Source organism: Lentiprolixibacter aurantiacus (assembly GCF_026241225.1).
GTDB lineage: Bacteria > Bacteroidota > Bacteroidia > Flavobacteriales > Flavobacteriaceae > Lentiprolixibacter > Lentiprolixibacter aurantiacus.
The window spans coordinates 1210175-1227504 of the sequence record NZ_JAPFQP010000001.1 but is presented as its reverse complement, the minus strand read 5'-3'; the positions used below and the strand labels follow the sequence as shown (position 1 = coordinate 1227504).

At 45.4% G+C, this 17330-nt stretch carries 15 protein-coding genes; all 15 read right to left on the bottom strand.

What is annotated here, in order from left to right; genetic code table 11:
* Nucleotides 1-15: 15 nt before the first annotated feature.
* The 15 genes from OO016_RS05495 to ruvA all read right to left on the bottom strand — a co-directional run bounded on the left by OO016_RS05495 (nt 16) and on the right by ruvA (nt 17316).
* Nucleotides 16-1272, bottom strand: coding sequence for an ABC transporter permease (locus OO016_RS05495; protein WP_266011488.1), 1257 nt, complete (start codon nt 1270-1272; stop codon nt 16-18).
* Between the two features lie 9 nt (nt 1273-1281).
* Entirely contained in the window at nt 1282-2526 is a 1245-nt protein-coding gene (locus tag OO016_RS05490) for an ABC transporter permease (RefSeq protein WP_266011487.1), read from the bottom strand.
* Between the two features lie 96 nt (nt 2527-2622).
* Nucleotides 2623-2853 carry a hypothetical protein gene (locus OO016_RS05485; protein WP_266011486.1) on the bottom strand — a complete coding sequence of 77 codons (231 nt, stop codon included), beginning with the start codon at nt 2851-2853 and terminating at the stop codon, nt 2623-2625.
* Nucleotides 2854-2874: 21 nt separating this feature from the next.
* On the bottom strand, nt 2875-3408 hold the full coding sequence (locus OO016_RS05480; protein WP_266011485.1) for a DUF420 domain-containing protein: 534 nt from the start codon (nt 3406-3408) through the stop codon (nt 2875-2877).
* Nucleotide 3409: 1 nt separating this feature from the next.
* On the bottom strand, nt 3410-4138 hold the full coding sequence (locus OO016_RS05475) for an SCO family protein (protein WP_266011483.1): 729 nt from the start codon (nt 4136-4138) through the stop codon (nt 3410-3412).
* A gap of 2 nt (nt 4139-4140) precedes the next feature.
* Nucleotides 4141-4770, bottom strand: a complete 630-nt coding sequence (locus OO016_RS05470; protein ID WP_266011481.1) for a hypothetical protein — start codon at nt 4768-4770, stop codon at nt 4141-4143.
* Nucleotides 4771-4841: 71 nt separating this feature from the next.
* On the bottom strand, nt 4842-5225 hold the full coding sequence (locus OO016_RS05465; protein ID WP_266011479.1) for a cytochrome C oxidase subunit IV family protein: 384 nt from the start codon (nt 5223-5225) through the stop codon (nt 4842-4844).
* Between the two features lie 43 nt (nt 5226-5268).
* Complete coding sequence (locus OO016_RS05460) at nt 5269-6234, bottom strand: cytochrome c oxidase subunit 3 (RefSeq protein WP_266011478.1); 966 nt, start codon at nt 6232-6234, stop codon at nt 5269-5271.
* A gap of 97 nt (nt 6235-6331) precedes the next feature.
* A complete protein-coding gene (locus OO016_RS05455) occupies nt 6332-6913 on the bottom strand; it encodes a cytochrome c oxidase subunit 3 (protein WP_266011477.1) in 582 nt (193 codons plus the stop codon).
* Nucleotides 6914-6918: 5 nt separating this feature from the next.
* Nucleotides 6919-7818, bottom strand: a complete 900-nt coding sequence (cyoE, locus tag OO016_RS05450) for a heme o synthase (RefSeq protein ID WP_266011476.1) — start codon at nt 7816-7818, stop codon at nt 6919-6921.
* Between the two features lie 160 nt (nt 7819-7978).
* Nucleotides 7979-8683, bottom strand: a complete 705-nt coding sequence (locus OO016_RS05445; protein ID WP_266011475.1) for an energy transducer TonB — start codon at nt 8681-8683, stop codon at nt 7979-7981.
* Nucleotides 8684-8744: 61 nt separating this feature from the next.
* The gene (locus tag OO016_RS05440) at nt 8745-9146 is read right to left on the bottom strand and encodes a VanZ family protein (protein ID WP_266011474.1); all 402 of its coding nucleotides are present in this window, start codon (nt 9144-9146) and stop codon (nt 8745-8747) included.
* Nucleotides 9139-9519 (bottom strand): glycine cleavage system protein GcvH, encoded by a 381-nt coding sequence (gcvH, locus tag OO016_RS05435; protein WP_266011472.1) that lies wholly within the window; start codon nt 9517-9519, stop codon nt 9139-9141. Before gcvH ends, OO016_RS05440 begins: the two co-directional genes overlap by 8 nt.
* 103 nt (nt 9520-9622) lie before the next feature.
* On the bottom strand, nt 9623-16729 hold the full coding sequence (sov, locus tag OO016_RS05430) for a T9SS outer membrane translocon Sov/SprA (RefSeq protein ID WP_266011470.1): 7107 nt from the start codon (nt 16727-16729) through the stop codon (nt 9623-9625).
* A gap of 5 nt (nt 16730-16734) precedes the next feature.
* The gene (gene ruvA, locus OO016_RS05425; RefSeq protein WP_266011468.1) at nt 16735-17316 is read right to left on the bottom strand and encodes a Holliday junction branch migration protein RuvA; all 582 of its coding nucleotides are present in this window, start codon (nt 17314-17316) and stop codon (nt 16735-16737) included.
* Nucleotides 17317-17330: the final 14 nt, after the last annotated feature.

Here is a 17330-nt window from a genome sequence, read left to right as displayed (position 1 = left end):
GATAAATAATTTTATTTACTCTGTTCGCAAAGCTTCAATAGGTTTTACTTTTATGGCACTCTGCGCAGGGATATAACCTGCAAGTAATCCGGCAATAACGAGGATGCTGAGGGCAATTGTGACAACCCCAAGGTTTACGCTCGGATTCGTAAACATATCCACCGGGCCATTGGCCGCTATAAGAGCATTTACCCCATAGATGAACAGGGTTCCAGCCACAATGCCGAGCATTCCTGAAATAATGGTCAGGAATATGGATTCCATCAAAATTTGTTTTTTAATGGACCAGGGACCTTCACCTAACGCTCTTCGTATCCCTATTTCCTTGGTCCTTTCCTTAACTACAATGAGCATGATATTACTAACCCCAATGATACCACTTAACAATACCAGTGTGCCCACAAAATAAGCTATCAGTTCCAGGGCGGCGAACAGACGGTCTACCCTGCTGAATTCCTCGTAGATATCATTATAGCCAATGGCCCTTCTGTCTTCGGGATGTACCTTATGACGTTTTTTCATAAGGTTTATAATGTCCATTTTAAGATCTGTTATAGGTGTTTGATCCTCAGCGGTAATGGTTATCCAACCCACCCTGTTCGCTGTATTGAAAGCCTGAGCAAAAGAGGTGAATGGGATGTATATTTTCTTTTCACCTTCCTCTCCCTGACGGCTGGAGTTATTCTTGTAGGTCCCGATTACCATGAAATTTACCCCCTGTATCTTGATGTAGGTCCCCAGGACTTCCTCCCCCATACTGTATAACTCATTTCGCACTCCGTTACCAATAACCGCCACTTTACGTGCTTCGGCTATATCACCCTGATTGATAAACCTTCCAGAGCTTACGGTCATGGGCTGCTGTTCTATGATTTCCGGATAATCCCCATAAACGTTGTAAGCACCCGTCCGTAAGCCCCTTATTACATTGTTGGTTCCCCGGTATCCGCCCAGTTGGTTCCTGGGAGAAACATGCCTGAGATTAGGAATGTTCTCATTTATTGCCTGAACATCTTCCAGCTTAAAGCTATAGCGGCGATCCTTTGGTAATCCCTCATAAGGTATAGTAGTCCTGTTTGCCCACATGCTCATGGTATTGGTAGCCAGGCCACCAAAATCTGATTTAACCCCATTCTCAAGACCTTTACCGGCGGCCAGCAGGATAATCAGGATCATAATGCCCCAAAAAACCCCGAATGCAGTAAGCACAGTCCTGAACCAGTTTGTGGTCAGCACTTCCAAAATCTCCTTCCAGCGGTCCCGATTAAACATAACTTCTTATTATTCGTCCTTAAGGGCTTTTATCGTATGGATATTAGCTGCCCTCCAGGCCGGGAAAAATCCCGCCAGGGTTCCGGCAATGATTAACAAAATCACCGTAGATAGCGCCACATTGAAATTTACCGAGGGATTAACAATGTAATCTACTTCGATATAGGGCCCGAAAATCTCAAGCAGGCCCATACTGAATATAAAACCTGAAAAACCGGAGATAGCAGTTACAAATATGGATTCCTGCAGTATAAGTCCGACTATTGCCCAGGGTTTAGCCCCGATGGCTTTGCGGATTCCAATTTCCCGGGTACGTTCCTTGACTACAATTAACATGATATTACTTACCCCAACGATTCCGGCTATAACCGTACAAATACCCACAAACCAGAAGAATAGCTTGATGTTGTCAATGAGGCTGAAATACCGATCTGCCGCCTCCATCATGCTGAATACATTAATTGCGGAGGTGTCTTCAGGTGCTACCGTATGCACCCGTTGCAGATGGGTCCTTAATTTGTTTTTGAATTCTGTAGCCTCCGCTACCGCAGTTTTAAAATCATCGGCAGGGGGTAAGGTGTAGGAAATATTACCAATTCTATCGGCTTCGTTGAAGACCTTCTGAGATGTATTCAGCGGAATGTATATCCGTTCTTCCTCACGGTCTTCATTCTCACTGAAAACCCCTATTATTTTAAATGGAATACCCGAAATCTTGATATACTCTCCAATAGGGGATTCCAACGAATTAAAAACATCTGTTTTGATCTTGTTTCCAATGACGGCTACCTTGGCAACATTGACCTCATCGTATTCATTAATAAATCTGCCCTCTGAGATCTTTGCGTTCTCGATGAACTGAAATTCTGGCGAGACACCCTGCAAACCATAGGCCAGTGATTCCTTGCCATAATTTATACTTAGACCGTTAATGTAAGTTCTTGAAGACCCGTATTCGATATCATCTACAAACAGTTCATTTACCAGTTCGTAGTTCTCATTCCTGAGCTGTATCCTCCGCCCCGGGTTCATTCCTTTGTGTTCTTTGGTGGTAGTACCGGCCCACACATTGATGCTGGTTATGGCATCTTCTTCAAATTCCTGGGCCACACCATTTTGCATACCCTGTCCAAATCCCAAAAGGATTACCAGTATAAAGATTCCAGAAGCAACAGACAGGCCAGTGAGGAAGGTTCGTAATTTGTTCTTACGAATAGTATCAAAGATTTCCTGCCATCTTTCTATATCGAACATTGGGTTGGTGATGAATGATGATAAAAAGGATGTATAAGAGAAGACGTTTCCGGCCCGGTTTTGTTACAGTTTTAAGTGTAAAAAACTGTTAAAAGATCAAGTAATTTTGGGCGTCTTCATTTTGCGATAAACAATATAGAAAATCACTCCTACCAAAATGTATGGAATGGCCATCAGGTAAACGATTCCGTTATTGATCCCTTCTGCGACTGCATTGTTATCGCCGCTTTCCAGGACCGCCCGGCACATGGCGCACTGAGCACGGCCCACTAACGGGAATATGGCCAGCAGGATAAAGGCGACTATTTTTTTCGGGTAGGGATTCATCTAGAATTAAACTAAAGCCAATTAGTAATTATAATAGGGTGAAATCATCAGGTAAACAACTACGCCCGTTACGGCCACATACAGCCAGATGGGGAAGGTAATTCTGGCAATCTTCCTGTGTTCTTCATACTTCTTAAGATAGGCCCTGGCATAGGTTTTTAAAACCAGAGGTATAATCACTATAGAGAGCATGATATGCGTAATCAAAATGAAAAAATAAACATATCTCATGACGCCTTCACCTCCGTAAGGTGTAGAGTCTGAGGTCATGTGATAGGCTACGTACATCACAAGAAAAAGAACCGAAAGCACAATACAAGTTGTCATCAGGTTTTGATGCAGTTTTTGCTTTCCGTTTTTGATGGCCAAAACTGCCGCAATCAGCAACACTGCCGTAAGTCCGTTGATAGTGGCATAAATTGGCGGCAAAAATCCCAAGGGTTCCACGTCGGGGATGCGGATACCGAACAATACGGCAACTACTACCGGTATCACAATGGATATGATGGTGATATACCTGTTAAATCGTTTTTCTTTGAGTGCAAGCTGGTCCATGTTATTCCTGCAGTAGTTTTTTTATGTCCGTTTTCAGTATGCTTATTTGCTCTTCCTCCCCGTCTATATTGGTGCCCTGAGCTTCAGTAATGGTCCCCCTGTAGTATATGATCGGGTTCCCGAAATCGTCCAGTCGCGACCTGATATACCCCTCCTTATCGATCAGGGCAAACAAGCCCGAGTGTTCAAATCCCCCGGGCACATCGTCTGCCTGGGCTGCAAAGATATTAAAGCCCACGTTGGCCAGTTGGTATATTTCCTCCCGGTCACCTGTAAGCAAGTGCCAGTCCATATCGGTTATCCCGTACTTTTCGGCATATTCTTTGAGTACCCTGGGGGTATCGTAGTCCGGGTTTATAGTGAAGGAAGCAACTCCGAAATCTTCGAACTCCCGAAATTCGTCCTGTACCTCAACCAGGTTACGGTTCATTATAGGGCAGATAGTAGGACAGGTTGTAAAAAAGAATTCGACCACGTATACCTTGCCCAGGTAATCCTCATTGGTTATTAGCAGGCTGTCCTGGTTCATAAAGGCAAAAGGGGGCACTTTACGCTTTTCCCCGTTAAGTATAATATAGGCCAGCTGGTCCGCAGGGTCTTTCACATTCATCCGATCGGTCTCCACAATGGTTCCCTCATTAAACCGGTTAACAATCTTTGGGATAAAAATGATCCCAAAAATGAGGATTACCAGTGAGATCCATATGTAGTGATATTTGCCCTTATTCACGCTCAATTACGTTTTGCGTTATTCTTCTTTAATGCCAGCCTGTATTCTGCAAGAATCACTTTCACATCATCTTCCATCTTATTGTTGATATCTGCTACGGAAGTGGCATCAAAGCCGTATTTCATGCCCTCATCTTCATCATTGCTCCTTCCTCTTAGGTTGCGATCCTTATCAATAATAAAGACATAGGGGGAACCCAGCTTTTCATCCAGCTCCATATTGGTTTTAAGGGAGCTGAACAGGGCTTTTATGTCCTGGTCTTCACCATGTACAAATTTCCAGTTCCTGATGTCTGCCAGTCCTGAAAGTTCCTTCTTTAATTCGGCAACCTTTTCTTCCGAACCTTTGGGCAGGACCATTACCATTTGGAAATCCCGGAATTCGTAAAAAGGCTTGTAAATTTTTTGATTCAGATTGAAGGCATTACCTTTTTTCATTTCCAGGTCATAGCCAAGAAAGCCAAGAATAGTGATCTTGCCCTCAAGGGTTTCCTGCGGGCTGAAAGCCTGAAGGTCCTGCACATCTTCTGTCAGGGTGGGAAGCCTGCCAAAGTTATTCACCCCGGAGGCAAAAAACATGTAAGCCACCAGCGGCAGAATGAAAAGCACTACCAGAACAAAGGTCTTTTTCATAGTTGATTAACTATCATACAAAAATAAAAAAGACGGTCTCAAAACCGTCTTTAACTCTTGTTAATTCCTTGTTAGAAGTCCCAGGCTACAAATCCATCCTTGTAGACATTGTAGATATAATCGGCCTCAAAAAGCAGAATAAATATCAGGTAACAAACCAGGAATATAGGGGTCCAAACAATGGTACGCCTGAGGGAGGTCTTTTCGTCACGCAGGTGCATAAAATCCCATGCAATGTAATAGGCCTTAACCAGTGTAAGGATTATGAATATCCAGTTCAGCAACTTCATCCCGATTAAGGAGGTCTTGGTCAGGATTTCCGGTTTAGTAATCCCCAGGGCCACCTCAATAGCCGTTACAATAGACAGAAAGATCAATACTCCCCAGATTTTCTGGGTGTTCGACTTAAATTTTAGCAGGCCTCTGAATATTTCCAGTTTATGCTCGTGTGCCATATGCTATATTAATTAATTGCTTTTTGACTTTATTATTTCAATATTAAACGAGGTAGAAGAAGGTAAATACAAATACCCACACCAAATCTACAAAGTGCCAGTACAATCCAACTTTCTCAACCATTTCATAATGTCCCCTCCTCTCGTATGTGCCCAGGATAATATTGAAAAATATAATGATGTTGATCACTACTCCTGAGAATACGTGGAATCCGTGGAAACCTGTGATAAAGAAGAAGAAGTCTGCAAACAGGCGGCTTCCGTATTCATTGCGCACCAGGTTGGCGCCTTCAACGACAAGCTTCGCATCCTGAATCCGACTAAGGGATTCTTCGCGGGTAAGCAGGGTTTTCTCCCCATCTTCGTTAATAGTTTCGGTTCGGATCAGGATATTGGGGTTAGCCATAAAACCAGCTTTAACCTCTTCTACAGTGTAGCTGGTAAGTGTAGGTTCGTCCTTGAACCATACGCCTACATTCTTGCTGTGCTGCTCCCTGTCTCCGGGAATCACCTTGGCAAAATCTGCCAGGGCAGCTCTTTCGCCAGAATCTGCTTTCACAAACTGCAGTATCCTCCCGCCGTTGGTTTCCAGAGCCCCGTAATCCCCTTTGATAAAGGTAGCCCATTCCCAGGCCTGTGACCCTACGAATATGGCACCCCCTATTATGGTAAGGAACATGTAGATGATGGTCTTGTTCTTCTTCATGTTATGCCCGGCATCTACGGCAAGTACCATGGTTACGGACGACATGATCAGGATAAAGGTCATGAATGCCACATAGTACATAGGATAGTTGCCATGGAAGAAAGGCACGTGGGTAAAAACTTCATCGGCAATAGGCCAGGTCTCTATAAACTTGAATCTTGAAAAGCCGTAAGAGGCGAGGAATCCGGAGAAGGTCAGGGCATCAGAAACGATGAAGAACCACATCATCAGTTTACCGTAACTCGCTCCTAGTGGGCGGTTACCTCCACCCCAGACATTTTCTTCAGTAACCGTAGTATCCATATAATAGTATATACATTAACAGAACAATGGCAAATTTACACCTTTTTCTATCATAGAAAAGTCGATTTTGCCGTCATCGGGAAATTATTTTATGAGCTTATCTAAAGAAATAAAAAAACAGGATCAGATATACCCAAAGCAGGTCCAGGAAATGCCAGAAGGTAGCACCAAGCTCCAGTCCCAGGTAATCCTGAGTGGAGTATTTTCCCCGAAGCTGATTTACCAGGACCACAAGCAGGGAAATCAATCCTGCCACCACGTGCGCAATATGCACTGCTGCTATCAGGAAAACATAAGACATGGTGATATTGCTTGTTGGCCCGGTGAAATAATACCCCTGTCCAATCATTTCCGAAAATCCCTGAAACTGCAGTAATATAAAACCGATCCCCAATAGCATGGTTACCACCAGCCACTGTGTACAGGCTTTCTGATTCTCTTTTTTAACCGCTCTTTTGGCCAAAATATAGGTAAAACTGCTCATGACCAGTATTATTGTACTGTACAGGAAGGCCTGTGGAAGGACAAAATCTTCCATCCAGTCCTCCCTTGAGCTGCTTACAATGTAGGCGCTGGTCCAACCTGCAAACCCCATGATAAGGCTCACTATCCCAAACCAGAGCATCATTTTTCTGGCCCTTACATGTTTATCTCTTTCTGTTCCCTGGGTAAGATCCATAGGTATTACACTAATTTATCAATTACATATACCAGCTGCATGAGCGTAATATAGCTCACACTTGCCAGCATCAGTTTCCTTGCTGTTTTGTTATTTCTTTTTTCGTACAGCCTGAAGGCAAAAGCCAGCATTACCATTCCCATAATAAAAACAACTATGCCCGCTGTAATGGAAAGGCTTAGTCTGCCCGTGAACCCAAATACCGGGATTATGGAAATAATGATCATCCAGATCGTATACATGATTATCTGAAGTACTGTCCCCCTGTCCTTTGCCCCGGTAGGAAGCATTTTGAAGCCACCCCGCCGGTAATCCTCATCCAGCATCCAGCCTAGAGCCCAGAAGTGAGGGAATTGCCAGAAGAACTGTATCATGAACAAGGTACCCGGCTCAATGCCAAAGTCGTTGGTTGCAGCTACCCAGCCCAGCATAAAAGGAATAGCACCTGGCAAAGCCCCCACAAATACCGCAAGTGGGGTCACCGTTTTTAATGGGGTGTAGACGCCGGTGTAAAGGAAAATGGATATAGCCCCGAACATGGCGGTTTTCGGATTGAGGATATAAAGGGTTATTACCCCCATCAGGGTCATGGCAACCGCCAGTAACATAGCCGTATTAACGGAAACCCGCCCTGCAGGTATGGGCCTGTTTCGGGTCCGCATCATTTTGGCATCCAGGTCCTTTTCGATAATCTGGTTAAAAGCGTTGGAAGCACCAACCATGCAATAACCCCCAAAAGAGAGGAGGAGGAGGGATAAGACATCAATTTGAGTTGCACCCAGCAGGTACCCCGCAACGGAGGAAAAAACAACACTAACGGCAAGCCTGGCTTTGGTAAGCTCCTTAAAATCGGCAAAAATTAAGGAAAAAGTTTGGCCCCCTGCCGTTTCAACTGCCGTCTTCATGCTGTTTTAATGAGTTTGCAAAGATAAGGTCCTGATCATATTTATACAACGATATGTCATGCTTTGTAAATTCTTTAAGAAGCTGTGCTTTAACCCCTTAAATCATAATAAAAAAATCCCCGGCAACTACCGGGGATCTTGACTATATCACGTAAGTTTTTTATTGCAGCCTGAAGGTAATGGGAATACTAAAGGGAACACGCACGGCTCTTCCTCTTTGCCTTCCTGGCGTCATTTTAGGAAGCTTTTCAATAATCCTGAGTGCTTCTGCCTCAAGGTTTTTATCCGGACCTCTGTATCGGATATTTCCAATACTTCCATCGGTCATAATTGTAAACATTACGTTTACCCTTCCCTGGATTCCCATTTCCTGAGCAATTTCAGGGTAACGGAAATTCTTGCGAATATGCTTCTGTATCATTTCGTTGAAACACGCCCTTTTGTCTTTGGCGCCCTCACATCCGGGATAAACCGGTACGTCCTCAATCACGGCAAAGGGAACATCTTCAATTTCCTCGACCTCTTCCACCTCAATATCTTCGATTTCAATTACCTCTTCCTCCTGGCTGGTCTCAGTAGACTCAATTACAGTTTCTTCAACTTCCTCCTCATCCTCAACTACCTCGATCACTTCAGGAGCCGCCGGTGGCGGTGGCGGTGGTGGTGTTTTTATTTGTTCTGTCATAGGAACTTCCTCATCCAGTTGATCCTCAACATTCAGGGAAATATCATACTCATTCACCTCGTCATAGGTTTTCCATTCGAAGGCCGCATATACCAGCAGCATTACAATCGCCAGTCCGACAACAAAGTACAGACCACTGTTTTTTCTCAGATCAGCTTTCGGATTTTTCTTTGGTTCCATTTTCTTCTTCGTATTTAATGTCCGCTAATATAACTATTAATTTAAAAAGATGAAAAGCATTTTAATGTTTCCACCGATAGGCGCGTTTACCTGAAAACCAGAGTTTTAAAAGCAGTACACCGATGAGCGCCCCTAAACAATTGGCCCAGACGTCGTACATATCTCCACTCCTGTTGGTAGTAATGGTACTTTGCAATACTTCAATAAGTATACCATAAAACCACGCAAATAACAAACTGATTAACAGTATTTTATTAAACCCAAGTTGCTTCCCAAAGGCCTCTTTGAGGTAAAAGCATGCAAGGATAGACGCTACAAAATAAAAAGTGAAGTGTACGAGCTTATCCAGATGTGGAATTTCCAGGCCTTTAACAGGGTCTTCCGGGAAGTGTACCAGGCTCAATACAGTAATCAGCAGGATCCAGCCCAAAAAACCAAGGCCAAATATCCACTTTTTACCCACCAATCAAGGCTTTGTAATCCTCATCGGAGAGTAATTCATCTGCCTCTGATGGATCACTTAGTTTGATCCTGACCATCCAGCCCTCCCCGTAGGGATCAGAATTTACTTTTTCAGGCTCATCTTCCAGGGCTTCATTGAATTCAACGATTTCACCACTGAGCGGCAAAAACAAATCAGAAACAGTCTTCACTGCCTCTACAGTACCAAAAACCTCCTCTTTGTCCAGAGTTTCGTCAACCGTTTCCACCTCAACATATACAATATCACCTAGCTCACCCTGGGCAAAATCCGTGATTCCTACTGTGGCGATATCCCCTTCTATTTTAACCCACTCGTGGTCCTTGGTATACTTCAATTCGGATGGTATGTTCATTTCTGCTTTTTTAGTAGCAACAAATGTAAATTTTTCTTCCGGTGTAATCAAAAAAAAGAAGCATCTGTGAGAATGCAGAGAGAACCTGCGTCCGATCAGTAGATTAATTCCCGAAATTATACCTGAGCGTAAACCCCGTGTTGATAGTAGTCTGTGGAAAGGCTGTGGATACAGCAAACTGGGAGAATGAATGATCGTAGAAGAAGAGTGCATTCAGGTTCTTGCTAAGCGCGTAATCTGCCGTAAACTTAACAGATAGCAGGTTTTGACCGGAGGTGATCTGGTTGTTGTCCACATCCAGGTTGCGAATAATGGTTATGTTATCGCGCAAACTAATGTCTGCCTTGAGGTTGAGATCTCCCTTCAGGCGCTGTTTCTCACCCCCAAAATTGGTAACCAGTTTTACATCCTTAAAGCGGTAACCCAATCCCAGCGTATACTCCTTGCCGTTGATTTCGGTCAGCAAATTGTTGTCGAAACTCAGTGAAAGTGCCCGGTCTGCCCTTACTTCTGCCAGCACGCTCAGGGAGTTCTTCATTTCAAAATCTACCCGTATCAGCGGATTAAACTGATCGGTCAACACCACATTGTTGATGATATTCTCAGGAAGAAGATCCTGGTTCTCCGGGTTTATCGGATTGTTCTGCCGTTCCAGGTTAGTCTGGAAGTTGTTTATGCTATATGCAGCCCTGTAGCCATGGCTAAGCGAAAAACGCTTGAACTTCTTCTTGAACCATTTGTTACGCATCAATCCGGTGTACTTGATATTCCAGTTGGGAATGGGAATCTGGCGAAAGGCGTCGAGGTTCACACGGTCTACATCCTGGCCCGTGTAAGCCGCAAAGAAAGCTGGTAAAAGCACTTCCTGGCTCGTCTTTCCGTAACGTATAGGGAAGCCGTCTGCATCCAGTCCTTCATCGGCGCCAGACCGGTCCGAAAGCAGGCGATTGGCTATTGTAATCCTGTTTTCCTTGAAGGTCTCAAAAATATCGGAACTTATCTCATCGCTCTTGCTGAAGAAGGTGCCAATCATCAGTGTGGATATACTGAAATTGCCGTAGGTGTTGGGCGTCTGCTGTATATATTCTCCGTCTTCAACTTTGAAGTTTTCCTGAAGGCTGCTTGTATACTGCCTGTCGGCTGTAAGATCTATGGTAAGATCATTGGTTATCTGTGCCGTGGCCGTAACATTCAGCTGGGTATTCTTCCTCTTGATAAATTGCTGGTTAAACTCAGGAAAAGTAGTGAGCCAGCCGTTTCTTGCGGCTTCGAACCTTACGTCTGCCTGACTTCCGAATACAAACCCGAGCGTGGGACGGGTTGTACCGATAAAACCAATGGACTGGGTATAACCGGGTAAGACCTGTCCGTTATTTTCGCTGTAGTTTATATTCAATCGCTTTACCATGGTCAGCACGTCAATCAGGGCATTTCCAAGTCCGCTGGCCTTTCTTGTTTTCTGCTCCTGGCTTCCGCTGGGAAGATTCCCGGCCTTATCCCGCCTTACGGGCTGGGTCGGACCTTTGGTATCCCTTTTCCTCAGACCGATCTGATCATAAAATCGCTGCATACTGAGGGCAGCCGTGAGGGTGTGGGTCTGGGCATTTTGTATGGTATTGATATTTTCACCCGTTACTTCCCTGATGGCATCTCCACCGCGCTGCCAGTCGAAGTTGCTGGTATAGGTGTACTGGGCATTTATAAAATCGAAAATAGGAATCTTATTGAACGGAAGTTCATAATTGACCTGCATCTGCTGGGAGTGGCGGTTCGGCTCACCTATATCAAAGAAACCGTCCCATACTTCCAGTGATTCATCAATTGGAGAATCCGGATTTCCCTTTTCAGTAAAGTAATTCCGGACAATATTATTATTGGAGCTCGTGAGGTTTACCCTGAGTGATTTGGTAAGGCTGTAGTTAAGGGCATACTCCCAGTTGAACAAGTAATTCCGTTGCTGCAGCAAAGGCAGTTCCAAACGTTCAACACCTGGTTCCAGCACATCGCGGAAGCGCTGCTGGTTAAACTGCCGGTTGATATCTGATCTGATAGACAGGCTGGATGGCAACAGGTTAATATTGAGATCCTTGAGCCATTTCCAGTACTTCCCTCTAAACAGGGAATCATTTTTTGCGAAAGGTGCCACCGGAGCTGGTTTAAAGTTGTGGTTGTAGACAAACCCTGCCTTTACATTCTGGTCCCGCAACTGTGCCACCTCAAAATCCCTGTGTTCAGTTTCGTTGTAGGAATAATTGAAGGTAAAATTCTCTATGTCGAAAAAGTTCTCCTGGGCTTCCGGCCCCCGGTTTTTTCGAACACCAATAAAGTTAATACTGGTTCTCTTGGTATAATCTTCAGCCTGTTCCTGTATCTCTTCTGCTTCCGCCTGGGTGGTTGCCGCAGCAATCCTGTCTTCCAGTTTGAGGTCGTCATAAACAGGATCAAATTCAGGTGTGATGAGCTGTTCCGAAATCCCATAGTTAAACGGGATCTGCAAGTTCCATTTTTTGGGGAAGAGCTGCCCCACTTCCACGTTGGTAACCACATCGTAGCTTATGGCATCTTCCCTGAGCCTCTCATTTGGCATCTGATCTATGGACCCGAAGCCGGAAGTGCTTTTGCTTCCCGTAGCCGAAACATTGGCAAAATCGGCCATGTTTGCATCAACCGCTGCAACTGCAGCCCAACCGCCATTGTTATCCAGTCCCGCCAGGCGCAATTCATTAAACCACACTTCTGCCCTTGCCGGAACAAGGTCTATATTCTTAACCCCTACCATCATGCTTCGAATGCTACCCAGAGAAGGGTTACCGCGAATCCCAATACGCATCCTTCCCGGGGTCCTTGGCGCAAACTCGGGTACAGCTACTACCTCTCCATCTATAACTTCATAAAAAGAAAGGTCTGCAAGGGTCTGATCGGCTATGCCCTGTGATTTGATCTTATTCAGGTCAGAGATAGCGATATCAAGTTCATTCACATCGGGCCATATTTCCTCAGGGGTGGCGGCACCAAAGGAGGTGAATTGCAGGGGCACCTCTATCTGGTAGAAGTTTTCGGAAAAATCGGTTCCAATCCTTAGGAAACCAACCAGCGGTATATCATCGTTAAGGTAGTCCGAATCCACAATTTTCTCGGCATGCAGGAACATCTTGATACGTTCGTATTGCCTTACGTCAATATTGACATTTTTAAACACCCCACGGGAATCCTGGGGCTCCAGGTTTTCAATTACAAAAGAAAGGGATTGTTCATTCTGGCGGATAATGGTGTTATTGTTGTTCAGTTGTTCCCTGACCACACCCGGAGGCAAAACGTATGGAATGGGTATCCTGGAATTGTTTTCCTCAATGTTAACCGTATTTACATCCACGATTGTTCCATCATCGGCAGGATCATCACCATTGGTCTCGAGCGTCTTGGTATAGTTCCTCCAATCCCCCCGAACCAGATCCAGGGTGGCAAACCTGAGGACCACATCGTCCGAGAATCCAGTGAGGTACATCCGCATAAAACTAATGGACCGGAAATCGGAAATACCCCCAACAGCATCTGTGAAATCGCTCAGTGGGATTTTGTACTGGATCCACCTCCTATTCAGCTGGGAACCATTGGGCAGATTGGGTGTAACCCCTTCCTTGATATCCGTTACATAAAGATCATTAATAGTAGTATTGGGTCCAATAGGGATGCGGTACTCGTAATAACTGTTAATGGTGTTCATGGTAAGGTCTCGATCCACATCTTCCACATCGGGCAAGGTGGTAGACCCCCTGTTGGTATTGGTTACCTCAACCGGAGAGTTTCCATCCGGATTGTTAAAATCATAGTAGCGTTCCAGGATGCCGCCTTCCCTGTTCAGGTAGTACTGGTAGTTGTCAAGTGCCGGATCTTCAGGCGGGCCTGTATAGCCCTGGGCAGCTTCCCCTGCATCGTCCAGGCCATCAAAGCCGATGTCCTGAAGACCCCTGTTGGTTTCATCAGCATCGAAGGCATACACCAGCGATTGTGTGGAGGGTACCTTACCCCAGGCGGTAGCCGTGGTTAATTCATTGCTGTTCAGCCCTGGCAGACCGTTTTCGTATTGCTTCCTGCCATCTTCCAGGATATCTTCTGAGATGTTCCCGAGGTTGATCACCAGTTCTCCCGGACTATTTGTAGTACCGTCTACATAAGGATCCAGCACCCAGAACTGGACAAACTCCACATTGGATTGTTCAAAATTGGTGCTGCTGAGGGAACGCATTATCCCCGCCCATTTCTGATCAGGATTCAGGGTAGCAAAATTGGTATTGGCGTTGTAAGGCCCTCGCCGGTTCGGATAGTATACCAGGTCCAGGGTATTTTGTACTGTGGTTTGGCCCTGTGCCACATCTATCTGCGGGAAGACTTCATCAATAAACACGCGCCTTGTGGCATTGGTTGAAATATCATTGTCTGAGATCGTAGACGGCCTCTGGTTGGTGTAGAATATAGGATCTATGGTATACCAGGCCATTTTAGCCCTTTCAAATCCGGTTTCCAGGTCGTCCTCTCCATCTACCTTGAATTCTTCAGGTGTACTGGCCAGAGACCAACCCAGTGAAGAGCGTATATCTATCAGCGCCTGCGCCCCTTCAAAATCGTCAAGGTAAGTGGTGGTTTCCCCCCGGAAATCGGCATTCTTAGGAGAATTGGGTCTTAGAACAGCCACTTCCCCCCTTACGGAAAGGTTTGATGGAACATCCGTATCTATGTTGGGTAATTTGTTAGCCAGGCGGGTTAAAAAAGGTATCTCAGTAGAAAAATTTCCGTTGAGGCCAAAAATTGTATTATTTACCGGTTCTACGCCAAAATTGGATTTCTGGGTGAGTGGCCGTTCATTCAGATTCAGCAGGGTAGCTCCCAGAATAAAATTTTCATTGAATTTGTGCTCAACGTTTACTCCGGTAAAGCGCCTGGTCTGTTGTCCAAAAACCGCGTTGTTTTCCACAGAAATATTGATGGGCGTGTTGGAAGCCTGCAAGCTGGGGTCCAGTATTTGTACTGTTCCTGCCTGGTAGTTCACTGTATAATCAATTCCTTCCTGCAATTGTCTGCCCCCGGCAGTTACCCGTACAGAACCCCTGGGCACATTGAAAGCCCCGATGGGAATGCCCCCTGAGCCTTCAGATTTATATCGTCCCTTAAGTCGGAACCTGTTCTTTTCTGCATCCTGCAAGGAAGCCGCCTTGGTTTGCGCATACATGTTCCTGAATACGTACTTTTGCTGGTTGAGGTTATACCCCTGATCATCTTCCGCATCATAGGTACCTCCACCCAGAACGTTGAAGAGGTATTCTCCGAAAGGCTCTACCTTGGTAAAGATGATCTGCCCTCCCTGTGTATTTACCGTAATTCCCGGAATGAAATCAAAGAAACCATCTCCGCCAGGTTGCACATCGTTATAGATGTTTAAGCGATCCAGATTAAAGACATCGATAAGGATGCGGTCTTCAAGAGGCTCGGGAACCGTGGGCCAACCATCGTTGGGATCAACTGGTGTAATATAATTCCTCGGGGTTGGATCCGAATAAAGGATATTGAACTTAAAATCTTCCTGGCTCAGCTGGAATGCCCCGGTGGAATAGATGTTCTTCATCATCAGGTCCCAGATAGGGTCATTGACGTTGGTGATATTGCTTTTCAGCAATTTCAGCACCAGTGTATTATTGTTGATTTCAGGGGTTACCCCGGCCGAAACCGTTGTTGCGTCGATCCCTCCATTGGCAAACTCTCCCACCTGAAAGACCTCTCCGTTGAAGGTATACTGGAAAGCTACTGCAAGGACTTCATCATTGCTCAATCGCTGGTTCAGGGAGATATAGCCCAGCTGGGAATTGAAGGAATAGTCCCTTCCCTGTTCCAGTTTGCGTGCATTTTCAAGGATCGCATAATCAAACCCCTGGTTGATCTGATAGCCGGTAGACACTGAAAAGCCATCATCTACGGTGGCTATGTCCCGAATTTCTTCCGTCAATAACCCGCCGTTGCCAATAAGCGCCGGATCAAAATCGTTTGCCCCGTTCCTGGGAACTTCAGGGTTGGAAGCCAGAATATTGAAGAAACCGGCGGGCTCCCCATTGGCAATACCTATCCTGGTTTTCTCCTTGATGGGTTCTCCCAGATCCTGGAGTGCCACCACATTCCGTACATTAAGGGTTTGCTGGCTCCTGTTAGTAACCCAAACCTCAAGGCGGGTAATCTGAACCTGGCTGCGAATAAAGGGGTAATTTTCCAGGGCCTGATCGTATTGATCCCGAAAGTATTGCGACAGGAAAAAATGACGGTCCTCGTCGTAATCCAGTGCGGTGAGTTCAAATTCATTCAAAGTACCACCTCCCTGGGCTACTACAGTATTGTTCTGGGAACGTTGCTCGGAAAACACTGCAGTTACCGTAGTCCTCCCGAACTGAAGTTGTGTTTTAACCCCGAAAAGGCTTTGCGCTCCGGTTATAAGTGAACTGTTCAGGGGCAGGTTTACATTACCGATTTCAATCTTCCTGATAATATCATCCTCGGTTGGCGTATAATCCAGTTTTACGAGGTTCTGGAAATCGAATGTAGCCTCGGTATCGTAATTGGCTGTTACCTGCAGTCGCTCCCCTATCTTTCCAAGCATACTCAGGCTGATTCGCTGATCAAAATCAAAGGACAGGTTAGTCCTGTTCCGAGGGGATAAGGCCGGGTTGTCGTTTTTCTGCCATATCACACCCAGGTCCATGGCAACGGAACCCTGTGGGATCACTTCAATGGTATTGCCTCCGAAAACAGATTCAAAGAAACTGTTGTTGACATAGAAATTGGGGAGCAGGTTCTTACGGGCCTCTTCACTTCCTGCCTTCTTACCCGAATAGGCGTCGATCTTGTCCTTGAAGTAGGTCTTCATTCCTTCTTTCCGGACCAGTTCAAGGTATTGTTCGGGCGTTAGAATTATGGGATAGCTGATGTTGAATTCACCAACAGTCTCTGTGTAGATGTAGCGGTCTAACTTAGGATCGTAGGTATATTTAGAGACTATGCTCTCAGGGTTTTCAAGAAGAATACGTCCCAGGGCAACTCCTGTCTGTACGGAGTCCGCAGGCTGTTCTTCCTGTGCAGAAACCCCGTGGGATCCGACAAGAAATAAGGTAAACAGGAAAGCAACCTTAAATGAACAGGATTTAAGAGTTGAAAACGCCCCTTTTTTCAAACTAGTTACAAATTTTTCAGCGCCCGTTTTATAATGTCCTCTGCGCTAAGAGAAGGATCCTGGGATAAAACCTGGTCTACAGTCTTCTCTGACTGTTTCCTGGCAAAGCCAAGAACCTCTAAAGCAGATAACGCTTCTTCTCTATTTGTATTGTTTGAATCTGTGGAAACTTCTTCTAAGTTGTAGATTTTTAAAATCTTATCCTTCAGGTCGAGGATAACCCGCTGTGCAGTCTTGGCCCCGATCCCTTTTATTGACTGTATCAGGGCCACATCACCGGAGGCGATGGCATCCCTGACTTGTTCAGGGCTCATGGACGATAACATGGTGCGCGCGGTGCTGGAACCGATGCCGGAAACAGAGATTAACAAGCGAAAGATCTCCCTCTCCGTTTTATCGGCAAAGCCAAAAAGGGTATGGGAGTCTTCCTTGACCTGTAAATGGGTATAAATCCTTATGTTTTCCTGATCGGGAACCCTGGAAAAGGTATTGAGGGAAATATTCACAAAATACCCCACCCCTGCGCATTCCACAACCAGGTAAGTAGGGTTCTTTTCAAGCATCCGACCATTTAAGTGATCTATCATCCGAATCGGTTTCT